Raw genomic sequence first — 16,675 nt, 5'->3', positions numbered from 1 at the left:
CGCGGCGAAAGTGCGACAGGGTGGGAAATCCGAAAGCCTTGAGCTAGGTTGAAAGCCTCAGCTGGTACGGAAGCAGGACATGGCAGGAAGCGCGGGAGCCGGCAGCGGACAGCTCAGGCATTTGGGGAGGATGTTGCCCTGGATCGTTGCGGCGCTCCTCCTGCTGATGCCCATGGTCGCGATGCAGTTCACCGATGAAGTGAATTGGGACGGGACCGATTTCCTCGTGTTCGGCGCCATGCTGCTCGGCGCCTGCGGTGCCTATGAGTTAGCGACGAGGATGACAGGGAACGCCGCCTACCGAGCGGCCTTCGGCGTTGCCGTCGTGGCAGCCTTCATCCTCATCTGGATGAACCTTGCCGTCGGCATCATCGGGTCTGAGGATAACCCGGCCAACCTGATGTATGGCGGCGTGCTTGCCGTGGCGATCCTCGGCGGCCTCATCGCGCGATTCCGGCCTCACGGCATGGCGCGCGCACTGGCCGCGACGGCGCTCGCTCAGGCATTCGTCGGGGTGATAGCCCTGGTGGCCGGGCTGGGCTCCACAGGGGCGAACTGGCCGCGGGTGATCATCGTCCTGACCGGCTTCTTCTCTGCGCTATGGCTCCTCTCGGCCTGGCTGTTCCGGAGAGCGGCGCGGGAGGAGACTTCCGTAAACGCAGCGCCATAAGTACGGATTAACGAGGTGACGCCCTAGTCTTCGGGCGCCTCGACGATCGGATCGTACTGGCTCGTATCCAGGCCGAGCAGGTTGAAGCTCTGCTGCATGTGCGGCGGCAGCGGCGCCGTCACGTCAATCGGCTTGCCCGTCCGCGGATGGGCGATGACGATGCGACGCGCCAAGAGATGCAGCTTGTTCTGAATGCCGCCGGGCAATTCCCAGTTTTCGATGTCGAAATACTTCGGATCGCCCACGATGGGATGGCCGATATGCGCCGCATGCGCGCGCAACTGGTGCGTGCGCCCGGTGACCGGCTTCAGGGACAGCCATGCGAGCTTCTGCGCTGCAGTATCGATCACGGCGTAATAGGTCAGCGCGTGGCTTGCGCCTTCGTCACCGTGCTGGGCCACTTTCATGCGCGCATCGCCCTCCTCGCCTTCCTTGGCGAGATAGGTGGAGACCCTGCCCTGCCGGACGCGCGGTACGCCGGCAACTAACGCCCAATAGATCTTGCGCGTCGTACGGGCGCGGAAGGATTTCGCCATGGTGGACGCGGCAAAACGCGTCTTGGCGATGACGAGGCAGCCGGCCGTGTCCTTATCGAGGCGGTGCACGAGACGCGGCTTCTGCCCATCCTCGCCGGTCAGAGAATCGAGCATCCCGTCCACATGCCGCTTGGTGCCTGAGCCGCCCTGGACGGCAAGACCCATCGGCTTGTTGATGATGAGGACGTCTTTGTCCTCATAGAGGGTGATCGACTTCAGGAAGTCGCGCTCGTCCTGATCCTTGGCCGGGCTGCGGGAGACCGGGCGCTGCTGGTCGAGCTTCAAGGGCGGCACCCGAACCTTCTGGCCGGCCACAAGCCGCTCGTTGGGCTGCGCCCGCTTACCGTCGATGCGCAACTCGCCTTTGCGGACGATGCGTTGGATATGCGTGAAGGCAAGCTGCGGGAAGCGCGCGACCAGGAAGCGGTCGACGCGCATGTCAGCTTCGTCGGGCTCGACCACGAGGGTCTGCACCCCGGTCGCCAAAACTTCCTGGGCTTCCGCCCTGGCCTGAGCCCGGGTCGGCCCGCGCGGAGCCTCCGCAATCGCGGGCTTTGCCTCTGACCGTGGCGCAGCTGGCTTCTCGCGCACAGCCGAGGGCGCCCGCGTCTTGGCCGCAGCCGACTTCACGCTGCGCGGCTTCGCCGGGGCCGACTTGCGCGCAGGCCTGTCCTCGCGCGAGCGAAAGCCCTGCCGAGATTCCTTCCGCCCGCCACGGGCACCATTCTGTCCTGAACCGCTTTTTCTCATGATCCGTGGGTACCAGAGCGCCGCGCGGGCGGCAATCGGGGTTTAGGCCGTGATCGTCCGGATCAGTGCCAGACCGGCGAGCAGGCCTGCGATGGAAAAAATAACCGAGGCGGACACATAAGCCGCAGCGAGGCCCATGTGTCCCCTCTCCCAGATTAATACTGCGTCAAGGGAAAAGGCCGAGAAGGTGGTGAAGCCGCCAAGGATACCAGTGGTCAGGAAAAGCCGAAGGGGCTGGCTCCAGCCCTCACCTGCCTTAAAGGCGAGCCATCCGGCAAAAACTCCCATGATGATGGAGCCGACGACGTTCACCGTCAGCGTTCCCCACGGAAAGGCGGTTCCGCACAGGCGGGCGCAGCCGACATTTACCCCATGACGCAGGGCTCCGCCGATGCCCGCACCGAGGAAAACGAGGAAGTAGGCTTTCACGGTCTTCTAGTCCTCACTACCCTCGCCGCGCCGTGTGCGGCGCAGCCTCTCCCACCAATCCAGCCGCTTGCGGATCTCGCGCTCGAAGCCACGGTCGACCGGCTCATAGAAGGACTGTCGCCCGAGCTTGTCCGGCCAGTAATCCTGACCCGAGAAGGCATCCGGCTCGTCGTGGTCGTAGGCGTAGCTCTCGCCGTAGCCGATCTGCTTCATGAGTTTGGTCGGGGCGTTCAGGATCGTCTTCGGCGGCATGAGGGAGCCGTGCTCCTTCGCGACCCGCGTCGCACCCTTATAAGCCGTGTAGAGAGCATTCGATTTCGGCGCGGTGGCGAGGTAGACCGCAGCCTGGGCCAACGCCAACTCCCCCTCCGGCGAGCCAAGGAAGTCGAAGGCATCCTTGGCCGCGTTGGCGATGACCAGAGCCTGCGGATCGGCCATACCGATGTCCTCCACCGCCGCCCTCACCAGCCGGCGGGCGATGAAGAGCCGGTCCTCGCCGGCGTCCAGCATGCGGGACAGGTAGTAGAGCGCCGCGTCCGGATCGGACCCACGGATGGTCTTGTGCAGGGCTGAGATGAGGTTGTAGTGCCCCTCCTGCCCCTTGTCGTAGATGGGGGCGCGGCGCTGGATGATTTCCTGCAACTGCTCTGCGTCAAAAATCTCGTCGGGCTTGGCCGAGCGCCAGACTTCCTCGGCCAGCGTCAGCACGGCGCGCCCGTCGCCATCCGCCATACGGACGAGAGATGCCCTCGCCTCCCCGTCGAGCGGCAGGCTCTTGCCGCTGATCTCCTCGGCACGAGCTAAGATCTTCTGGATCGCATCCTCGTCGAGCGACTTGAACAGCAGCACCCGAGCGCGGGAGAGAAGCGCGGCGTTCAACTCGAAGGACGGGTTTTCCGTAGTCGCGCCAACCAGGGTAATCGTGCCGTCTTCCATGACCGGCAGGAAGGCATCGAGCTGAGCCCGGTTGAAGCGGTGGATCTCGTCCACGAAGAGCAGCGTGCCCGTACCCATTGACCTGCGATGCCGGGCAGCTTCGAAGACCTTCTTGAGATCCGCCACGCCGGAGAAAATCGCCGAGATCTGGTCGAAATGCAGATCCGTCTCATGGGCCATCAGCCGGGCGACCGTGGTCTTGCCGGTCCCGGGAGGTCCCCAGAAGATCAGGGAGCCGAGGGACTTCGAAGCGATAAGCCGGGTGAGGATGCCGTCCTGCCCCACGAGATGATCTTGGCCGACCACCTCAGAGAGCTTTATCGGCCGCATCCTGTCTGCCAAGGGGCGTGGCGCGTTCTGGTCGAGGCCGGCGGAGGAAAACAGATCGCTCATGATGAACAGGGACTCAAATGTGTTCCGTCATCAATAGCCGATCCTGACGCCGCCGTCGCGCTTAGAGCATCGGACCCAAAAGTGGATTTGCACTTTTGGGATCAACCCGATGCTCCACTTTTTAATGAGCGCATCGTGTGGACCGGAAAACTGGGTCCACTTTTCCGCACGATGCGCTAACGGCCAAGCACCGTCGTGAAGGTCCGCCCGCCACGGCTGACGGTGATTTCCCAGTAGCCGCCGTTGCGGTTGATCAGCCGATCCGCATCCCGGGTGTTCGCAACACGCTCTCCGTTGATGGCGACGATCTGGTCACCCTTCTCGAACCCGACGCTGGCAGCGACACTGCGCTCCTCCAGTTCGGCCACGACGACTCCATCGTCGGCGACATCGATCTGCAGTTCGTCGGCCACCGCCGGGGACATGTTGACGAGGGTCGCGCCGGCAAACGGGGTCCGCCCACGGCTGCGCACCGGATCCCGCGGCGGGTTCTCGGGCGGCGGCATCAGCCTGACCTGCATCATGCTCCGCTTTCCGCCCCGCAAAACGGTCAGCGGCGCCTGCCCGTCCGTTCCCTTGAGGGTGAAGCGGTAGCCGAAGGAATCCGGGTTATCGACCGGCTGCCCGTCAACTTCCAGGATGGCGTCGCCACGCTTGAGGCCCGCCTCGGCTGCCGGTCCCTTGTCATAAACGGCAGTCACCAAGACGCCTGTCGGGCGTTCCAATCCCAACCCGCTGGCGATGTCGCCGTCGACGGGCTGGAGGCGGGCTCCGAGCCAAGGCCGCACCACGTTCTTCGCGCCGCCCTTGGCTGAGTTGAGCACCACCCGGACCATGCTGGATGGCACGGCGAACCCGATGCCGATGCTGCCGCCCGAGCGGGAATAGATTGCCGTATTGATGCCCACCACCCGACCGTTCATATCGATGAGGGCACCGCCCGAATTGCCCGGGTTGATGGCGGCATCCGTCTGGATGAAGAACTGGTAGTCGGAGATGCCGACTTGGGTGCGTGCCAGGGCTGAGACGATGCCCTGGGTCACTGTCTGGCCGACACCGAATGGATTGCCTATAGCCAGCACGATGTCGCCGACCTGAAGGGCCTCCGAGTCGCCGAGCTCGACGGCCTGGAGATTGCTGGCGTCCTTCAGCTTGAGGACGGCAATATCTGTGCGGGAATCGCGCAGCAGGATATCGGCCTCGAACTCCCGCCGGTCGGCCAGCGCCACCTTCACCTCGGTCATGTTCTCGATCACATGGTTGTTCGTGATCACGAGGCCGGAGGGATCGACGATGACGCCCGAGCCGAGGGAGCTCTGCGACCGGCCGCGCGGAACGCCCGGCGCGTTATCGCCGAAGAAACGGCGGAAATAATCCTCGATGGCGGCATTCTGCCGGCGATCGTTCCGCTTAGCGTAGACGTTGACGACCGCCCCTGCCGTCTGCCGCACGACGGGTGCAAAGGAGAGCTGGACCTGGGCCTTGCTTTCTGGAACGACCCGCTGCGTTTGGGCCTGCACCCCGGCAATCCCTAGAGCAAAGGCCACGATGGCAATGGACAGGCGAAATGGCATAAAGCGCATGGTCTCGAATCCCTCGGTCGACATATCCCTTCGATAGAGCCCGGGGCACGAAAGTCCAAGCTCCACCGGAAATATGGGAAGCCGAGCAGGCAAACAAAAAGGGCGGCTCGAAAGCCGCCCTTGATTAGATCGCTTGTACCGAGAATTACTCGGCGGCCTCGATGATCTCATCCTTCATGGTCGGGCCCGAATCCTGGCCGCGCGCATCAACGTCGCGATCCACGAACTCGATCACGGCCAGCGGGGCGTTGTCGCCGTAGCGGAAGCCCGCCTTCAGGACGCGCGTGTAGCCGCCATTGCGGTCACCATAGCGCTTGCCCAGAACGTCGAAAAGCTTCTTGACCATGGCTTCATCGCGCAGCTTCGACATGGCGAGGCGGCGGGCGTGCATGTCACCGCGCTTGCCGAGCGTGATCAGCTTCTCGACGACCGGACGCAGGTCCTTGGCCTTCGGGAGCGTCGTGACAATCTGCTCGTGCTTGATCAGCGCAGCCGCCATATTGGCGAACATGGCCTTGCGGTGTTCGGTCGTGCGGTTGAAGCGACGACCACGGAATCCGTGACGCATTGGCTTTCTCCTGAATCTTCCGGCCGCCGTGCCAAGGGACGGACCGTCTCTCTTTTGATCCGCCGGTTTCCGGCGGGGCTTGATCGAAGCCGCCCGTCAAGAATGACAGGCGGCTTCGGAATTCTTAGTAGTGCTCTTCGAAGCGCTTCGCGAGATCTTCGATGTTCTCCGGCGGCCAGCCCGGCACGTCCATGCCGAGGTGCAGGCCCATGCCGGCCAGAACTTCCTTGATCTCGTTGAGCGACTTGCGGCCGAAGTTCGGAGTACGGAGCATTTCCGCTTCCGACTTCTGGATCAGGTCGCCGATATAGACGATGTTGTCGTTCTTCAGGCAGTTCGCCGAACGGACCGACAGCTCGAGCTCGTCCACCTTCTTGAGGAGCGCCGGGTTGAACGGCAGCTGCGGCGCAGCGGCGGCAGCTTCTTCCTTGCGGGGCTCTTCGAAGTTGACGAAGACCTGGAGTTGGTCCTGAAGGATGCGGGCGGCATAGGCCACGGCATCCTCAGGCGTCACGGCGCCGTTGGTCTCGACCGTCATGATCAGCTTGTCGTAGTCGAGGATCTGGCCCTCACGGGTGTTCTCGATACGATAGGAGACCTTCTTCACCGGGCTGTAGAGCGAGTCGACCGGGATGAGGCCGATCGGGGCGTCCTCGGTGCGGTTGCGCTCTGCGGGAACATAGCCCTTGCCGGTATCGACCGTGAACTCCATGCGGATCTCGGCGCCCTCATCGAGGGTGCAGAGCACGAGCTCGGGGTTCAGGATCTGCACATCGCCGACCGTGTTGATGTCGCCAGCAGTCACGGCGCCAGGGCCGGTCTTGCGGAGCGTCATGCGCTTGGCGCCTTCGCTCTGCATCTTGATGGCGATCGTCTTCACATTGAGGACGATATCCGTCACGTCCTCGCGGACGCCCGGGATGGACGAGAACTCGTGCAGCACGCCGTCGATATGGACGGCCGTGACGGCGGCGCCCTGGAGGGACGACAGCAGGACGCGACGCAGGGAGTTGCCGAGCGTCGTGCCGAAGCCACGCTCGAGCGGCTCCGCAACAACCGTCGCAATACGCTTCGGATCGTCGCCTGGGGAGACTTCGAGCTTGTTCGGCTTAATCAGCTCTTGCCAGTTCTTTTGGATCACAACCACACCTCTCGAGGTACGGCTTGAAGGGAAGGCCTAGGCCAGCCCTTGAAACCGGAACGCGCGTGGGGGTGCCCCACGCGCAGGATAACCTTAGACGCGGCGACGCTTGCGCGGGCGGCAGCCATTGTGCGGGATCGGCGTCACATCACGGATCGAAGTGACGGTGAAGCCGGCCGACTGCAGGGCGCGCAGGGCGGACTCACGACCGGAGCCGGGGCCGGACACCTCGACCTCGAGGGTGCGCATGCCGTGCTCGGCAGCCTTGCGGGCAGCATCTTCAGCAGCGATCTGAGCCGCATAAGGGGTCGACTTACGCGAACCCTTGAAACCCATCGCGCCGGCCGAGGACCACGATATCGTGTTGCCCTGGGCGTCCGTGATGGTAATCATGGTGTTGTTGAACGAGGCGTTCACATGCGCCACGCCGGAAACGATGTTCTTGCGTTCGCGGCGGCGGACGCGGGTAGCTTCTTTAGCCATTCCAAAGATCCTTCAAGCGCGCCCGTCATGCCAGGCGCTCGGGAGAAAGGGCCACCCGCCAGGGGTGGCCGCTCGGGAAATTACTTCTTCTTGCCGGCGATCGGCTTCGACTTGCCCTTGCGAGTGCGGGCATTCGTATGGGTGCGCTGACCACGAACGGGCAAGCTGCGGCGGTGGCGCAGGCCACGATAAGCAGCGAGATCCATCAGGCGCTTGATGTTCATAGACACTTCGCGGCGCAGGTCGCCCTCGACGACGTAGTCGCGGTCGATGGTCTCGCGGATGGCCAGAACCTCGGCGTCGGTCAGCTGGTTCACGCGACGCTCGGCCGGGATGTTGACCTTCTCGATGATCTCCTGGGCCTTCTTGGCCCCAATGCCGTGAATATACTGAAGCGCGATTACAACGCGCTTGGCAGTCGGGATGTTGACGCCTGCAATACGGGCCATCGTCCGTCTCCATGTGGGAAGCAAAAGCTTCGGGTTATGATTATCGCGCGTCCGGTGGAGGCCGGCCCTTGCGCGGGTTCCTTATGCGAAAAACACAACAAACCAGAAGGGCCCCTCCATAGAGACCCTCTGGATATGCAGGTTCTTGTGCAAGAGCTTGCCCCTAACGGAAATTAACCCGTCCGTCAAGCCCCTACCCCTCAGCGACCGAGGATTTCCTTGATCTCCAGGGTCACGTCGTCGATGGGCTTCATGCCATCGACGGTCTTCAGCATGCCCGTGCGCTCGTAATAGGCCGAAAGCGGGGCCGTCTGATTTCTATACGCCTCAAGCCGGGTCTTGAAGACCTCAGGGTTGTCGTCCTTGCGGACAGGCTCGCCACGGGCCTCGGTGTCCTTGGCCCGCCTGACGATCCGCTCGACCAGATCGGCTTCGTTGACCTTGAACTCGATGACAGAATCGAGCTTCAAGCCCTTATCGGCCAGCATCCGGTCGAAGGCTTCAGCCTGAGCGACAGTCCGCGGAAAGCCGTCGAGGATGAAGCCGGCTTTGGCGTCATGCTCCTCAATACGGTCCGCTATGATGCCGACGACAATGTCGTCCGACACCAGATCGCCCCGGTCCATCACGGCCTTAGCCTTGAGGCCGACCGGTGTACCGGCAGCCACGGCTGCGCGGAGCATGTCGCCGGTAGACAGCTGGGGGATCCCCAGCCGCTCCACCAGACGCACAGCCTGAGTGCCTTTACCGGCCCCCGGCGGCCCCAGCAGGATGATCCTCATCGACGCCCCCCTGACTTCGTCGAGAATGCTCGCCTTCGGGCGAGGTGTCCATTGTTAGCGCCTACGCGATCCCTTGAGCTTCGCCTTCTTGACGAGGCCCTCATATTGGTGCGCGAGCAGATGACCATGCACCTGAGCAACCGTGTCCATGGTAACAGACACGACGATCAGAAGCGAAGTGCCGCCAAAGTAGAACGGCAAAGCTGCATAAGACACCAGCAGTTCGGGAATCAGGCAGATGATCACCAGGTAAATTGCGCCGAGCACCGTGATGCGGGTGAGAACCTGGTCGATGAAGTCCGCCGTGCGCTCACCGGGACGAATTCCCGGGATGAAGCCGCCCTGCTTCTTCAGGTTGTCTGCCGTCTCCGTCGGATTGAAGACGATGGCCGTGTAGAAGAAGGCGAAGAACACGATCAGCGCCGCGTAAAGGAACATATAGGCGGGACGCCCGTGACTGAGATAAGCGGTCAGCGTGGAAATGAACCCTGTTCCATCCGCGTTGGTCTGGAAGCTGGCGATGGTCGCGGGCAGCAGAAGCAGCGAAGAGGCGAAGATTGGCGGGATCACGCCCGAGGTGTTCAGCTTGAGCGGCAGGAACGAGGTCTGTCCCTCATACATCCGGTTTCCGACCTGGCGCTTCGGGTAGTTGATGAGGAGACGCCGCTGAGCGCGCTCCATGAACACCACGAAGTAGATGATGGCAACGGCCATGACGATCACGCCGATGATCAAACCGGTCGAGATCGCGCCCTGACGGCCGAGTTCGAGCGTGCCGGCGATGGCTGATGGCAGGTTCGCCACGATTCCAGCGAAGATGATCAGCGAGGTGCCATTGCCGATGCCACGCGACGTGATCTGCTCGCCGAGCCACATGAGGAACATGGTGCCGCCGGTGAGGGTGATCACTGTCGAGATCAGGAAGAACGGACCAGGCGCGTCTACGATGGTGCCGGAGCTCTGCAGGCCCACTGCAATGCCCCATGACTGGAACACCGCGAGCATTACCGTGAGATAGCGGGTGTACTGGTTGAGAATCTTGCGGCCCGCCTCCCCTTCCTTCTTGAGCGCCTCGAGCGAGGGCAGAACGGAGGTGAGAAGCTGAACGATGATCGAGGCCGAGATATACGGCATGATGTTCAGGGCAAAGATCGCCATGCGCTCTACGGCGCCGCCCGAGAACATGTTGAAGAGGCCGAGAACGCCGCCGCTGGCATTCTGGAAGCTCTGTGCCAGGGCTTCCGGGTTGATACCGGGCAGCGGGATGTAGGTGCCGAGACGATAGACGATGAGGGCGCCCAGGGTGAACCAGATGCGCTTCTTCAGCTCATCGGCCTTGGCGATGGCGCCGAAATTGATGTTTGCCGCAAGTTGCTCGGCTGCTGAGGCCATAGTGGTGTCCCCGAAATACTAGAACCGTGACGGTTATCACGCAAACGGCGGCCACGCGATCTTAACGCGGGCCGCCGCTTGGATCTTAGTCAATGTGGGCGCTGGCTCACGCCTGCGCAACGCCACCCAGCAGGGTGACAGAGCCACCGGCCTTTTCGATCGCTTCGACGGCCGACTTGGACGCGCCTGCAACCTGGAAGGAAAGCTTCGTCTTGAGCTCCCCGACGCCGAGGATCTTCACGCCGTCGCGCGGCTTGGAGACCACACCGGCTGCAACCAGCGACTCAACCGTGACGGCAGCGCCCTTGTCGAGCTTGCCGGCCTCGATGGCCTGCTGGATGCGGCCGACATTGACCTCGTTGAGGTCGATTGCGTTCGGCTTGTTGAAGCCGCGCTTCGGCAGACGACGGTGCAGAGGCATCTGACCGCCTTCGAAGCCCTTGATCGCCACGCCTGAACGGGACGTTTGTCCCTTGACGCCACGACCGCCGGTCTTGCCCTTGCCGGAGCCGATGCCACGGCCGACACGCATGCGGTTCTTGGTAGAACCTTCGTTGTCACGAATTTCGTTGAGTTTCATGACGCTCTCCTCACTGCCCGTCGACAACGCGCACGAGGTGCTTGACCTTTTCGATCATGCCGCGAACCGCAGGCGTGTCTTCCAAGGTCGAAGTACGATGAAGCTTGTTGAGCTTGAGACCGACCAGCGTCTGACGCTGCTTGGCCTCGCGGCGGATCGGCGAGCCGATCTGCTCAACGGTGACGGTCTTTGCTGCGGAAGCAGGATTCTTTGCCATGGTCAAAGTCTCCCTTACGCTTCAGCGCCAGCGGCTTCGCTGGTGTCAGCGTCACGGCGGCGAGCCTGCAGCGTCGAGACCTTCAGGCCACGGCGAGCGGCGACCGAACGCGGGCTGTCCTCGTTCTTGAGCGCATCGAAGGTTGCGCGAACGAGATTGTACGGGTTCGACGAGCCGAGCGACTTGGCGACCACGTCCTGCATGCCCACCACCTCAAAGACGGCGCGCATTGGGCCGCCGGCGATGATGCCGGTACCCTGGGGAGCGGCACGCAGCACGACCTTGCCGGCGCCGTGGCGGCCGTTCACGTCGTGATGGAGCGTACGGCCTTCGCGCAGCGCAACGCGGATCATGGAGCGCTTGGCAGCGTCCGTAGCCTTTCGAATGGCTTCCGGCACTTCGCGAGCCTTGCCGTGACCGAAGCCGACGCGACCCTTCTGGTCGCCGACGACGACGAGAGCAGCAAAGCCGAAGCGACGGCCGCCCTTCACCACCTTGGCGACACGGTTGATGTGGACCAGGCGGTCCACGAATTCGCTGTCGCGCTCTTCGCGATCAGCACGTTCTCTTGGTTCTCTAGCCATGAGACCTCTCACTTGCGCGGGCGGCGGGCCCGCTCGCTAAGGGTTGCTTGGATTGAACCCGCCGTTAGAAATCCAGACCGCCTTCACGGGCAGCGTCGGCCAGAGCCTTAACGCGACCGTGATAGAGGTAGCCCGAGCGGTCGAAGATGACCTGCTTCACGCCGGCAGCAACCGCGCGTTCAGCCACGAGCTTGCCAACTTCCTTCGCCGCGTCGACAGTAGCGCCGGTCTTGAGCTTGCCCTTCAGGTCAGTCTCGAGGGTCGAAGCCGCAGCGACCGTATGGCCGCGCACGTCGTCGATGATCTGGGCATAGATCTGCTTGGACGAACGGAAGACCGACAAACGCGGACGACCGTTCGCTGCTTTCTTGATCGCACGGCGCACACGAGCCTTGCGGCGATCTTCAGCGCCTTTCTTCTCAGCCATGATACGTCGTCCTTACTTCTTCTTGCCTTCCTTGCGGAAGATGAACTCGTTGGCATACTTGACGCCCTTGCCCTTGTAGGGCTCCGGACCGCGATACTCGCGGATCTCGGCGGCGGTCTGACCAACGACCTGCTTGTCGATGCCGGCGACGATGACTTCGGTCGGCTTCGGCGTCGTGATCGTCACGCCTGCCGGAATCGCGTAGTCGATGTCATGGCTGTAGCCCAGCGACAGCTTCAGCACCTTGCCGGCAACGGCGGCCTTGTAGCCGACGCCGTTGATCTCAAGGCGCTTCTCGAAGCCCTTGGACACGCCTTCGACCAGGTTCGCCACCTGAGCGCGGGACATGCCCCACTTCGCACGGGCCGTCTTGGACTCGTCGCGCGGGTTCACCGACACGGCGCCGTCCTCGAAAGCAACCAGCACTTCTTCGGGAACGAGGAACGAAAGTTCGCCCTTCGAGCCCTTAACCTTCACCATCTGACCGTCGACGGTCGCCGTCACACCTGACGGAACCGGAACGGGCTTCTTGCCTACTCGTGACATTTTCGAATCCTCGTGGTTCTGTGCGGGTGCCTGGCCTTAGAAGACCTTGCAGAGCACTTCGCCGCCCACGTTCTTCTCACGGGCCTCGTGATCGGCCATCACGCCCTGGGGCGTCGAGAGAATGGTGATGCCGAGACCGTCGGCCACGCGAGGCATGGTGTCGACGGAGGCATACACGCGGCGGCCCGGCTTGGAGACGCGCTCGATCGAGCGGATCACCGGCTGGCCGTCATAGTACTTCAGCTCAATCGAAAACTCGGTCCGGCCATTGCCGAACTCGGTCTGCGAATAGTCGCGAATGTAGCCCTCAGACTTGAGAACTTCGAGAACGCGAGCGCGCAGCTTCGAGCCAGGGGTGGAGACGGTCCCGCGACGGCGCATCTGCGCGTTACGGATACGGGTGAGCATATCGCCCAACGGATCGTTGATCATATGATGCCCTCCCCTTACCAGCTGGACTTCACGAGGCCTGGAATCAGACCCTTGTTGCCGAGCTCGCGCAGAGCGATACGGGACATGCCGAGCTTGCGGTAGTAAGCGCGGGGACGGCCCGTGATCTCGCAACGGTTGCGGATGCGGGTCGGGCTCGCGTTGCGCGGCAGCTCGGCCAGCTTGAGGCGCGCCTCGAAGCGCTCCTCCATGGACTTCGACTCGTCGTTGGCGACCGCCAGGAGGCGCTCGCGACGGCCGGCGAACTTCTTCACCAGCTCACGACGGTGCTTGTTCTTCTCAATAGCGCTTTTCTTAGCCATGCTTTTATCTCCAGTGTCCGCGTTTGAGGACAGTTATCCTCACTGCCGGAACGGGAAGTTGAAGTGACGCAGCAGGGCGCGGGCTTCATCGTCAGTCTTCGCCGTCGTGGTGATGATGACGTCCATGCCCCAAACCTGCTCGACCCTGTCGTAATTGATCTCAGGGAACACCAGGTGCTCCTTGATACCCATTGCGTAGTTGCCGCGGCCGTCGAACGACTTGGGGTTCAGGCCCCGGAAGTCGCGGACGCGCGGGAGCGCGATGGTCACGAAGCGGTCAAGGAACTCATACATGCGAGCCTTGCGCAGCGTGACCTTGGCACCGATCGGCATGTGCTCGCGAACCTTGAACTGCGAGATAGCCTTACGGGCCTTGGTAATCACCGGCTTCTGGCCGGCGATGAGAGCGAGATCGGCAGCGGCCACCGACGCCTTCTTCGAGTCCGCAGTCGACTCGCCAACGCCCATGTTCAGGACGATCTTTTCGATCGACGGAACTTCCATGGGGTTTTTGTAGCCGAATTCTTCAATCAGCTTCGGACGCACCACTTCTTCGTAGTGCTTCTTCATTCGCGGCGTGTAGCCGTCCACCTGAGCCTTAGCCATCGATCAGGTCCCCCGAGCGCTTGGCGAAACGAACCTTGCGGCCGTCTTCGAGAACTTTGAAACCAACCCGGGTCGGCTTGCCGTCCTTCGGGTCCGCGTAAGCCAGGTTCGACAGATGGATGGCGGCCTCTTTCGAGACGATGCCAGCTTCCTGGTTTGCCGTCTGGCGCTGATGGCGCTTCACGACGTTCACGCCACGGACAACCGCGCGCTCTTCCTTCGGAAGCACCTGGACAACTTCACCGGTCTTGCCCTTGTCGCGACCGGTCAGGACGACGACCTTATCGCCCTTCTTGATCTTCGCGGCCATTAGAGCACCTCCGGCGCAAGCGAAATGATTTTCATGTGGTTCTTGGCACGCAGTTCACGGGGAACGGGGCCGAAGATACGGGTGCCAACCGGCTCCTTCTGATTGTTGATCAGAACGGCGGCGTTACGGTCGAAACGGATGACCGAACCGTCAGCGCGACGGATGTCCTTGGCGGTGCGCACGACGACCGCCTTCATGACGTCGCCCTTCTTCACGCGGCCGCGCGGGATAGCTTCTTTCACGGATACGACGATGATATCGCCCACGGAAGCGTACTTACGCTTCGAACCGCCGAGAACCTTGATGCACATCACGCGACGGGCGCCGGAATTGTCGGCGACGTCAAGATTCGTCTGCATCTGGATCATGGCTTTGATCCTTTCCTTTGTTTCAGACAGGTTTCCAGGCCAAGGCAGGATTGCCCCCCGGACTACGCCTGACGGGGATCTAATGTCCCCTGCCCTTCATATGTCGAGAAAGGCGGCCGTATACACGAGCCGCCCTCGATTGACAACCCCTAGGGAAGGCTTTTTAGGCCTTCGCTTGGTCGACGAGCACCCAGGTCTTGAGCTTGGAGAGCGGCTTGGTCTCTTCGATGAAGACCGTGTCGCCCACCTTGGCAGTGTTGTTCTCGTCATGAGCATGGTAGTTCTTCGTCTTACGCACGGTCTTCTTCATGACCGGGTGCGTAAAGCGACGCTCTACCTTCACAACGACCGTCTTGTCCTGCTTATCGCTGACAACGACGCCCTGCAAAACGCGCTTTGGCATCTTGATTTCCTCTTAAGCCTTGGCCGCAGCGGCCTTCTGGCGCTGCAGTGTCTTGACGCGGGCGACGTCCCGACGGACCTCACGGACGCGTCCGGTGTTCTCGAGCTGGCCCGTGGCGCGCTGGAAGCGGAGGTTGAACTGCTCCTTCTTCAGGTTCAGCAGCTCATCCGACAGCTGGTCGGCGGACATTGCCTTAAGATCAGAGAATCTCTGCTTGGTCTTCATGATCCCCTCCTTACTCGGCAATGCGCTGGATGAAGCGCGTCTTGATCGGAAGCTTCGCAGCGCCGAGGCGCAGGGCCTCACGAGCGATATCCTCTGACACGCCGTCGATCTCGAACATGATACGGCCAGGCTTAACCTTGGCCGCCCAGAATTCGGGAGCGCCCTTACCCTTACCCATACGCACTTCCGTCGGCTTCGACGACACCGGCACGTCCGGGAAGATGCGGATCCACACCCGGCCCGCGCGCTTCATGGCGCGGGTAATGGCGCGGCGAGCCGCCTCGATCTGGCGAGCGTTGACACGCTCGGGTTCCATCGCCTTCAGGCCGAACTGGCCGAAGTTGAGGTCCGTGCCGCCCTTCGCGGTGCCGGAGATGCGGCCCTTGAACTGCTTACGGAACTTGGTTTTCTTCGGTTGCAACATGGCAAACCTCTCCTGACCTCTCGGTTACGCCGCTTGCTCGCGGCGGCCACCGGAGCGGCCTCCTTCGTCGTTCATCCGCTTGTCCTGGGCCATCGGATCGTGCTCAAGGATTTCGCCCTTGAAGATCCAGACCTTGATGCCGCAGGTGCCATAGGTCGTGAAAGCCGTGGACGTACCGTAGTCCACATCCGCACGCAGCGTGTGCAGCGGAACGCGACCCTCGCGGTACCATTCGAGGCGGGCGATTTCAGCGCCACCGAGACGGCCCGAGCAGTTGATACGGATGCCCTCGGCGCCCAGACGCATGGCCGACTGAACGGCACGCTTCATGGCACGGCGGAACGCAACGCGGCGCTCGAGCTGCTGGGCGATGGAATCGGCCACCAGCGTCGCGTCGACTTCCGGCTTGCGGACTTCGACGATGTTGATCGCCACATCCGCGTCGGTCATCTTAGCGACGAGCTTGCGGAGCTTCTCGATGTCGGCACCCTTCTTGCCGATCACCACACCCGGACGACCCGAGTGAATGGTGACGCGGCACTTCTTGTGCGGACGCTCGATGACGATCTTCGAAACGGCGGCCTGCTTCAGCTGCTTCATCAGCGCTTCGCGGATCGCCATATCCTCGTGCATCAGCTTGGCGTACTCGCCTTTGCCGGCGAACCAGCGCGAGTCCCAGGTCCGGTTGATGCCGAGCCGAAGACCGATCGGGTTAACTTTCTGACCCATCTGGTTCTCCTTTATGCCTGTTCGGCAACTTCCCGAACCACGATCGTGAGGTTCGAGAACGGCTTTTCGATACGAGCACCCCGGCCACGGGCCCGGGCGTGGAAGCGCTTCATGACAAGCGCCTTGCCGACGAAGGCCTGGCTGACGACGAGATCGTCCACATCGAGATTGTGGTTGTTCTCGGCGTTGGCAATGGCGCTCTCGAGGCACTTCTTCACGTCGCGAGCGATGCGCTTGCGGGAGAACTCGAGATCGGCGAGAGCTGCAGAAACCTTCTTGCCGCGGATAAGGGCCGCAACAAGGTTGAGCTTCTGGGGGCTGACGCGCAGCATGCGAGCGACGGCTTGTGCCTCTGTGTCGCTCAGTGCGCGAGGAGTCGCGGCCTTACCCAT

At 62.4% G+C, this 16,675-nt stretch carries 26 protein-coding genes; 1 reads left to right on the top strand and 25 read right to left on the bottom strand.

What is annotated here, in order from left to right:
• Positions 1 to 130: 130 nt before the first annotated feature.
• The gene (locus JKL45_RS12965; RefSeq protein ID WP_246498518.1) at positions 131 to 670 is read left to right on the top strand and encodes a hypothetical protein; all 540 of its coding nucleotides are present in this window, start codon (positions 131 to 133) and stop codon (positions 668 to 670) included.
• 23 nt (positions 671 to 693) lie between these two features.
• Here the strand turns inward: JKL45_RS12965 and JKL45_RS12960 are convergent, their stop codons facing one another.
• The 25 genes from JKL45_RS12960 to rplV form a co-directional block, all read right to left on the bottom strand.
• Positions 694 to 1,956, bottom strand: a complete 1,263-nt coding sequence (locus JKL45_RS12960; protein ID WP_201861528.1) for an RluA family pseudouridine synthase — start codon at positions 1,954 to 1,956, stop codon at positions 694 to 696.
• Between the two features lie 42 nt (positions 1,957 to 1,998).
• Complete coding sequence (crcB, locus tag JKL45_RS12955) at positions 1,999 to 2,385, bottom strand: fluoride efflux transporter CrcB (RefSeq protein WP_201861527.1); 387 nt, start codon at positions 2,383 to 2,385, stop codon at positions 1,999 to 2,001.
• Positions 2,386 to 2,391: 6 nt separating this feature from the next.
• Positions 2,392 to 3,714 (bottom strand): replication-associated recombination protein A, encoded by a 1,323-nt coding sequence (locus tag JKL45_RS12950; RefSeq protein WP_201861526.1) that lies wholly within the window; start codon positions 3,712 to 3,714, stop codon positions 2,392 to 2,394.
• A 176-nt stretch (positions 3,715 to 3,890) separates the two neighbouring features.
• Complete coding sequence (locus JKL45_RS12945) at positions 3,891 to 5,297, bottom strand: Do family serine endopeptidase (RefSeq protein WP_201861559.1); 1,407 nt, start codon at positions 5,295 to 5,297, stop codon at positions 3,891 to 3,893.
• A 145-nt stretch (positions 5,298 to 5,442) separates the two neighbouring features.
• Positions 5,443 to 5,865 (bottom strand): 50S ribosomal protein L17, encoded by a 423-nt coding sequence (gene rplQ, locus JKL45_RS12940; RefSeq protein ID WP_201861525.1) that lies wholly within the window; start codon positions 5,863 to 5,865, stop codon positions 5,443 to 5,445.
• A gap of 124 nt (positions 5,866 to 5,989) precedes the next feature.
• The gene (locus JKL45_RS12935) at positions 5,990 to 7,012 is read right to left on the bottom strand and encodes a DNA-directed RNA polymerase subunit alpha (protein ID WP_376771030.1); all 1,023 of its coding nucleotides are present in this window, start codon (positions 7,010 to 7,012) and stop codon (positions 5,990 to 5,992) included.
• Between the two features lie 87 nt (positions 7,013 to 7,099).
• Positions 7,100 to 7,489, bottom strand: a complete 390-nt coding sequence (rpsK, locus tag JKL45_RS12930) for a 30S ribosomal protein S11 (RefSeq protein ID WP_009764323.1) — start codon at positions 7,487 to 7,489, stop codon at positions 7,100 to 7,102.
• A gap of 80 nt (positions 7,490 to 7,569) precedes the next feature.
• On the bottom strand, positions 7,570 to 7,938 hold the full coding sequence (rpsM, locus tag JKL45_RS12925) for a 30S ribosomal protein S13 (protein WP_201861524.1): 369 nt from the start codon (positions 7,936 to 7,938) through the stop codon (positions 7,570 to 7,572).
• A gap of 200 nt (positions 7,939 to 8,138) precedes the next feature.
• The gene (locus JKL45_RS12920; protein WP_201861523.1) at positions 8,139 to 8,720 is read right to left on the bottom strand and encodes an adenylate kinase; all 582 of its coding nucleotides are present in this window, start codon (positions 8,718 to 8,720) and stop codon (positions 8,139 to 8,141) included.
• 54 nt (positions 8,721 to 8,774) lie between these two features.
• Positions 8,775 to 10,112: a preprotein translocase subunit SecY gene (gene secY, locus JKL45_RS12915; protein ID WP_201861522.1), complete on the bottom strand. Its 1,338-nt coding sequence runs from the start codon at positions 10,110 to 10,112 to the stop codon at positions 8,775 to 8,777.
• Between the two features lie 106 nt (positions 10,113 to 10,218).
• On the bottom strand, positions 10,219 to 10,692 hold the full coding sequence (rplO, locus tag JKL45_RS12910; protein WP_201861521.1) for a 50S ribosomal protein L15: 474 nt from the start codon (positions 10,690 to 10,692) through the stop codon (positions 10,219 to 10,221).
• Positions 10,693 to 10,702: 10 nt separating this feature from the next.
• On the bottom strand, positions 10,703 to 10,909 hold the full coding sequence (rpmD, locus tag JKL45_RS12905) for a 50S ribosomal protein L30 (protein WP_201861520.1): 207 nt from the start codon (positions 10,907 to 10,909) through the stop codon (positions 10,703 to 10,705).
• Positions 10,910 to 10,923: 14 nt separating this feature from the next.
• Positions 10,924 to 11,493, bottom strand: a complete 570-nt coding sequence (gene rpsE, locus JKL45_RS12900; protein ID WP_099511403.1) for a 30S ribosomal protein S5 — start codon at positions 11,491 to 11,493, stop codon at positions 10,924 to 10,926.
• A 64-nt stretch (positions 11,494 to 11,557) separates the two neighbouring features.
• Positions 11,558 to 11,920, bottom strand: a complete 363-nt coding sequence (gene rplR / locus JKL45_RS12895; RefSeq protein ID WP_190846512.1) for a 50S ribosomal protein L18 — start codon at positions 11,918 to 11,920, stop codon at positions 11,558 to 11,560.
• Positions 11,921 to 11,932: 12 nt separating this feature from the next.
• Positions 11,933 to 12,466 (bottom strand): 50S ribosomal protein L6, encoded by a 534-nt coding sequence (gene rplF / locus JKL45_RS12890; RefSeq protein ID WP_201861519.1) that lies wholly within the window; start codon positions 12,464 to 12,466, stop codon positions 11,933 to 11,935.
• 36 nt (positions 12,467 to 12,502) lie between these two features.
• On the bottom strand, positions 12,503 to 12,898 hold the full coding sequence (rpsH, locus tag JKL45_RS12885; RefSeq protein ID WP_036352993.1) for a 30S ribosomal protein S8: 396 nt from the start codon (positions 12,896 to 12,898) through the stop codon (positions 12,503 to 12,505).
• A 14-nt stretch (positions 12,899 to 12,912) separates the two neighbouring features.
• The gene (gene rpsN, locus JKL45_RS12880; protein ID WP_036352989.1) at positions 12,913 to 13,218 is read right to left on the bottom strand and encodes a 30S ribosomal protein S14; all 306 of its coding nucleotides are present in this window, start codon (positions 13,216 to 13,218) and stop codon (positions 12,913 to 12,915) included.
• 39 nt (positions 13,219 to 13,257) lie between these two features.
• A complete protein-coding gene (gene rplE, locus JKL45_RS12875) occupies positions 13,258 to 13,824 on the bottom strand; it encodes a 50S ribosomal protein L5 (RefSeq protein ID WP_201861518.1) in 567 nt (188 codons plus the stop codon).
• Positions 13,817 to 14,134 carry a 50S ribosomal protein L24 gene (gene rplX, locus JKL45_RS12870; RefSeq protein ID WP_036352982.1) on the bottom strand — a complete coding sequence of 106 codons (318 nt, stop codon included), beginning with the start codon at positions 14,132 to 14,134 and terminating at the stop codon, positions 13,817 to 13,819. Before rplX ends, rplE begins: the two co-directional genes overlap by 8 nt.
• The gene (gene rplN / locus JKL45_RS12865) at positions 14,134 to 14,502 is read right to left on the bottom strand and encodes a 50S ribosomal protein L14 (protein ID WP_009764309.1); all 369 of its coding nucleotides are present in this window, start codon (positions 14,500 to 14,502) and stop codon (positions 14,134 to 14,136) included. Before rplN ends, rplX begins: the two co-directional genes overlap by 1 nt.
• 163 nt (positions 14,503 to 14,665) lie before the next feature.
• Positions 14,666 to 14,905 (bottom strand): 30S ribosomal protein S17, encoded by a 240-nt coding sequence (gene rpsQ, locus JKL45_RS12860; RefSeq protein ID WP_099511396.1) that lies wholly within the window; start codon positions 14,903 to 14,905, stop codon positions 14,666 to 14,668.
• A 12-nt stretch (positions 14,906 to 14,917) separates the two neighbouring features.
• Positions 14,918 to 15,130: a 50S ribosomal protein L29 gene (gene rpmC, locus JKL45_RS12855; RefSeq protein WP_190846515.1), complete on the bottom strand. Its 213-nt coding sequence runs from the start codon at positions 15,128 to 15,130 to the stop codon at positions 14,918 to 14,920.
• Positions 15,131 to 15,140: 10 nt separating this feature from the next.
• Positions 15,141 to 15,554 carry a 50S ribosomal protein L16 gene (gene rplP, locus JKL45_RS12850; RefSeq protein ID WP_196262289.1) on the bottom strand — a complete coding sequence of 138 codons (414 nt, stop codon included), beginning with the start codon at positions 15,552 to 15,554 and terminating at the stop codon, positions 15,141 to 15,143.
• Positions 15,555 to 15,578: 24 nt separating this feature from the next.
• Positions 15,579 to 16,283: a 30S ribosomal protein S3 gene (rpsC, locus tag JKL45_RS12845; protein ID WP_036352970.1), complete on the bottom strand. Its 705-nt coding sequence runs from the start codon at positions 16,281 to 16,283 to the stop codon at positions 15,579 to 15,581.
• 11 nt (positions 16,284 to 16,294) lie between these two features.
• Entirely contained in the window at positions 16,295 to 16,675 is a 381-nt protein-coding gene (rplV, locus tag JKL45_RS12840) for a 50S ribosomal protein L22 (protein WP_036352967.1), read from the bottom strand.

The organism is Microvirga soli, from assembly GCF_016734765.1.
Classification (GTDB): Bacteria; Pseudomonadota; Alphaproteobacteria; order Rhizobiales; family Beijerinckiaceae; genus Microvirga; species Microvirga soli.
Note: the sequence above shows the minus strand (reverse complement) of the source record. Positions and strands in the feature narration are given on the sequence as shown.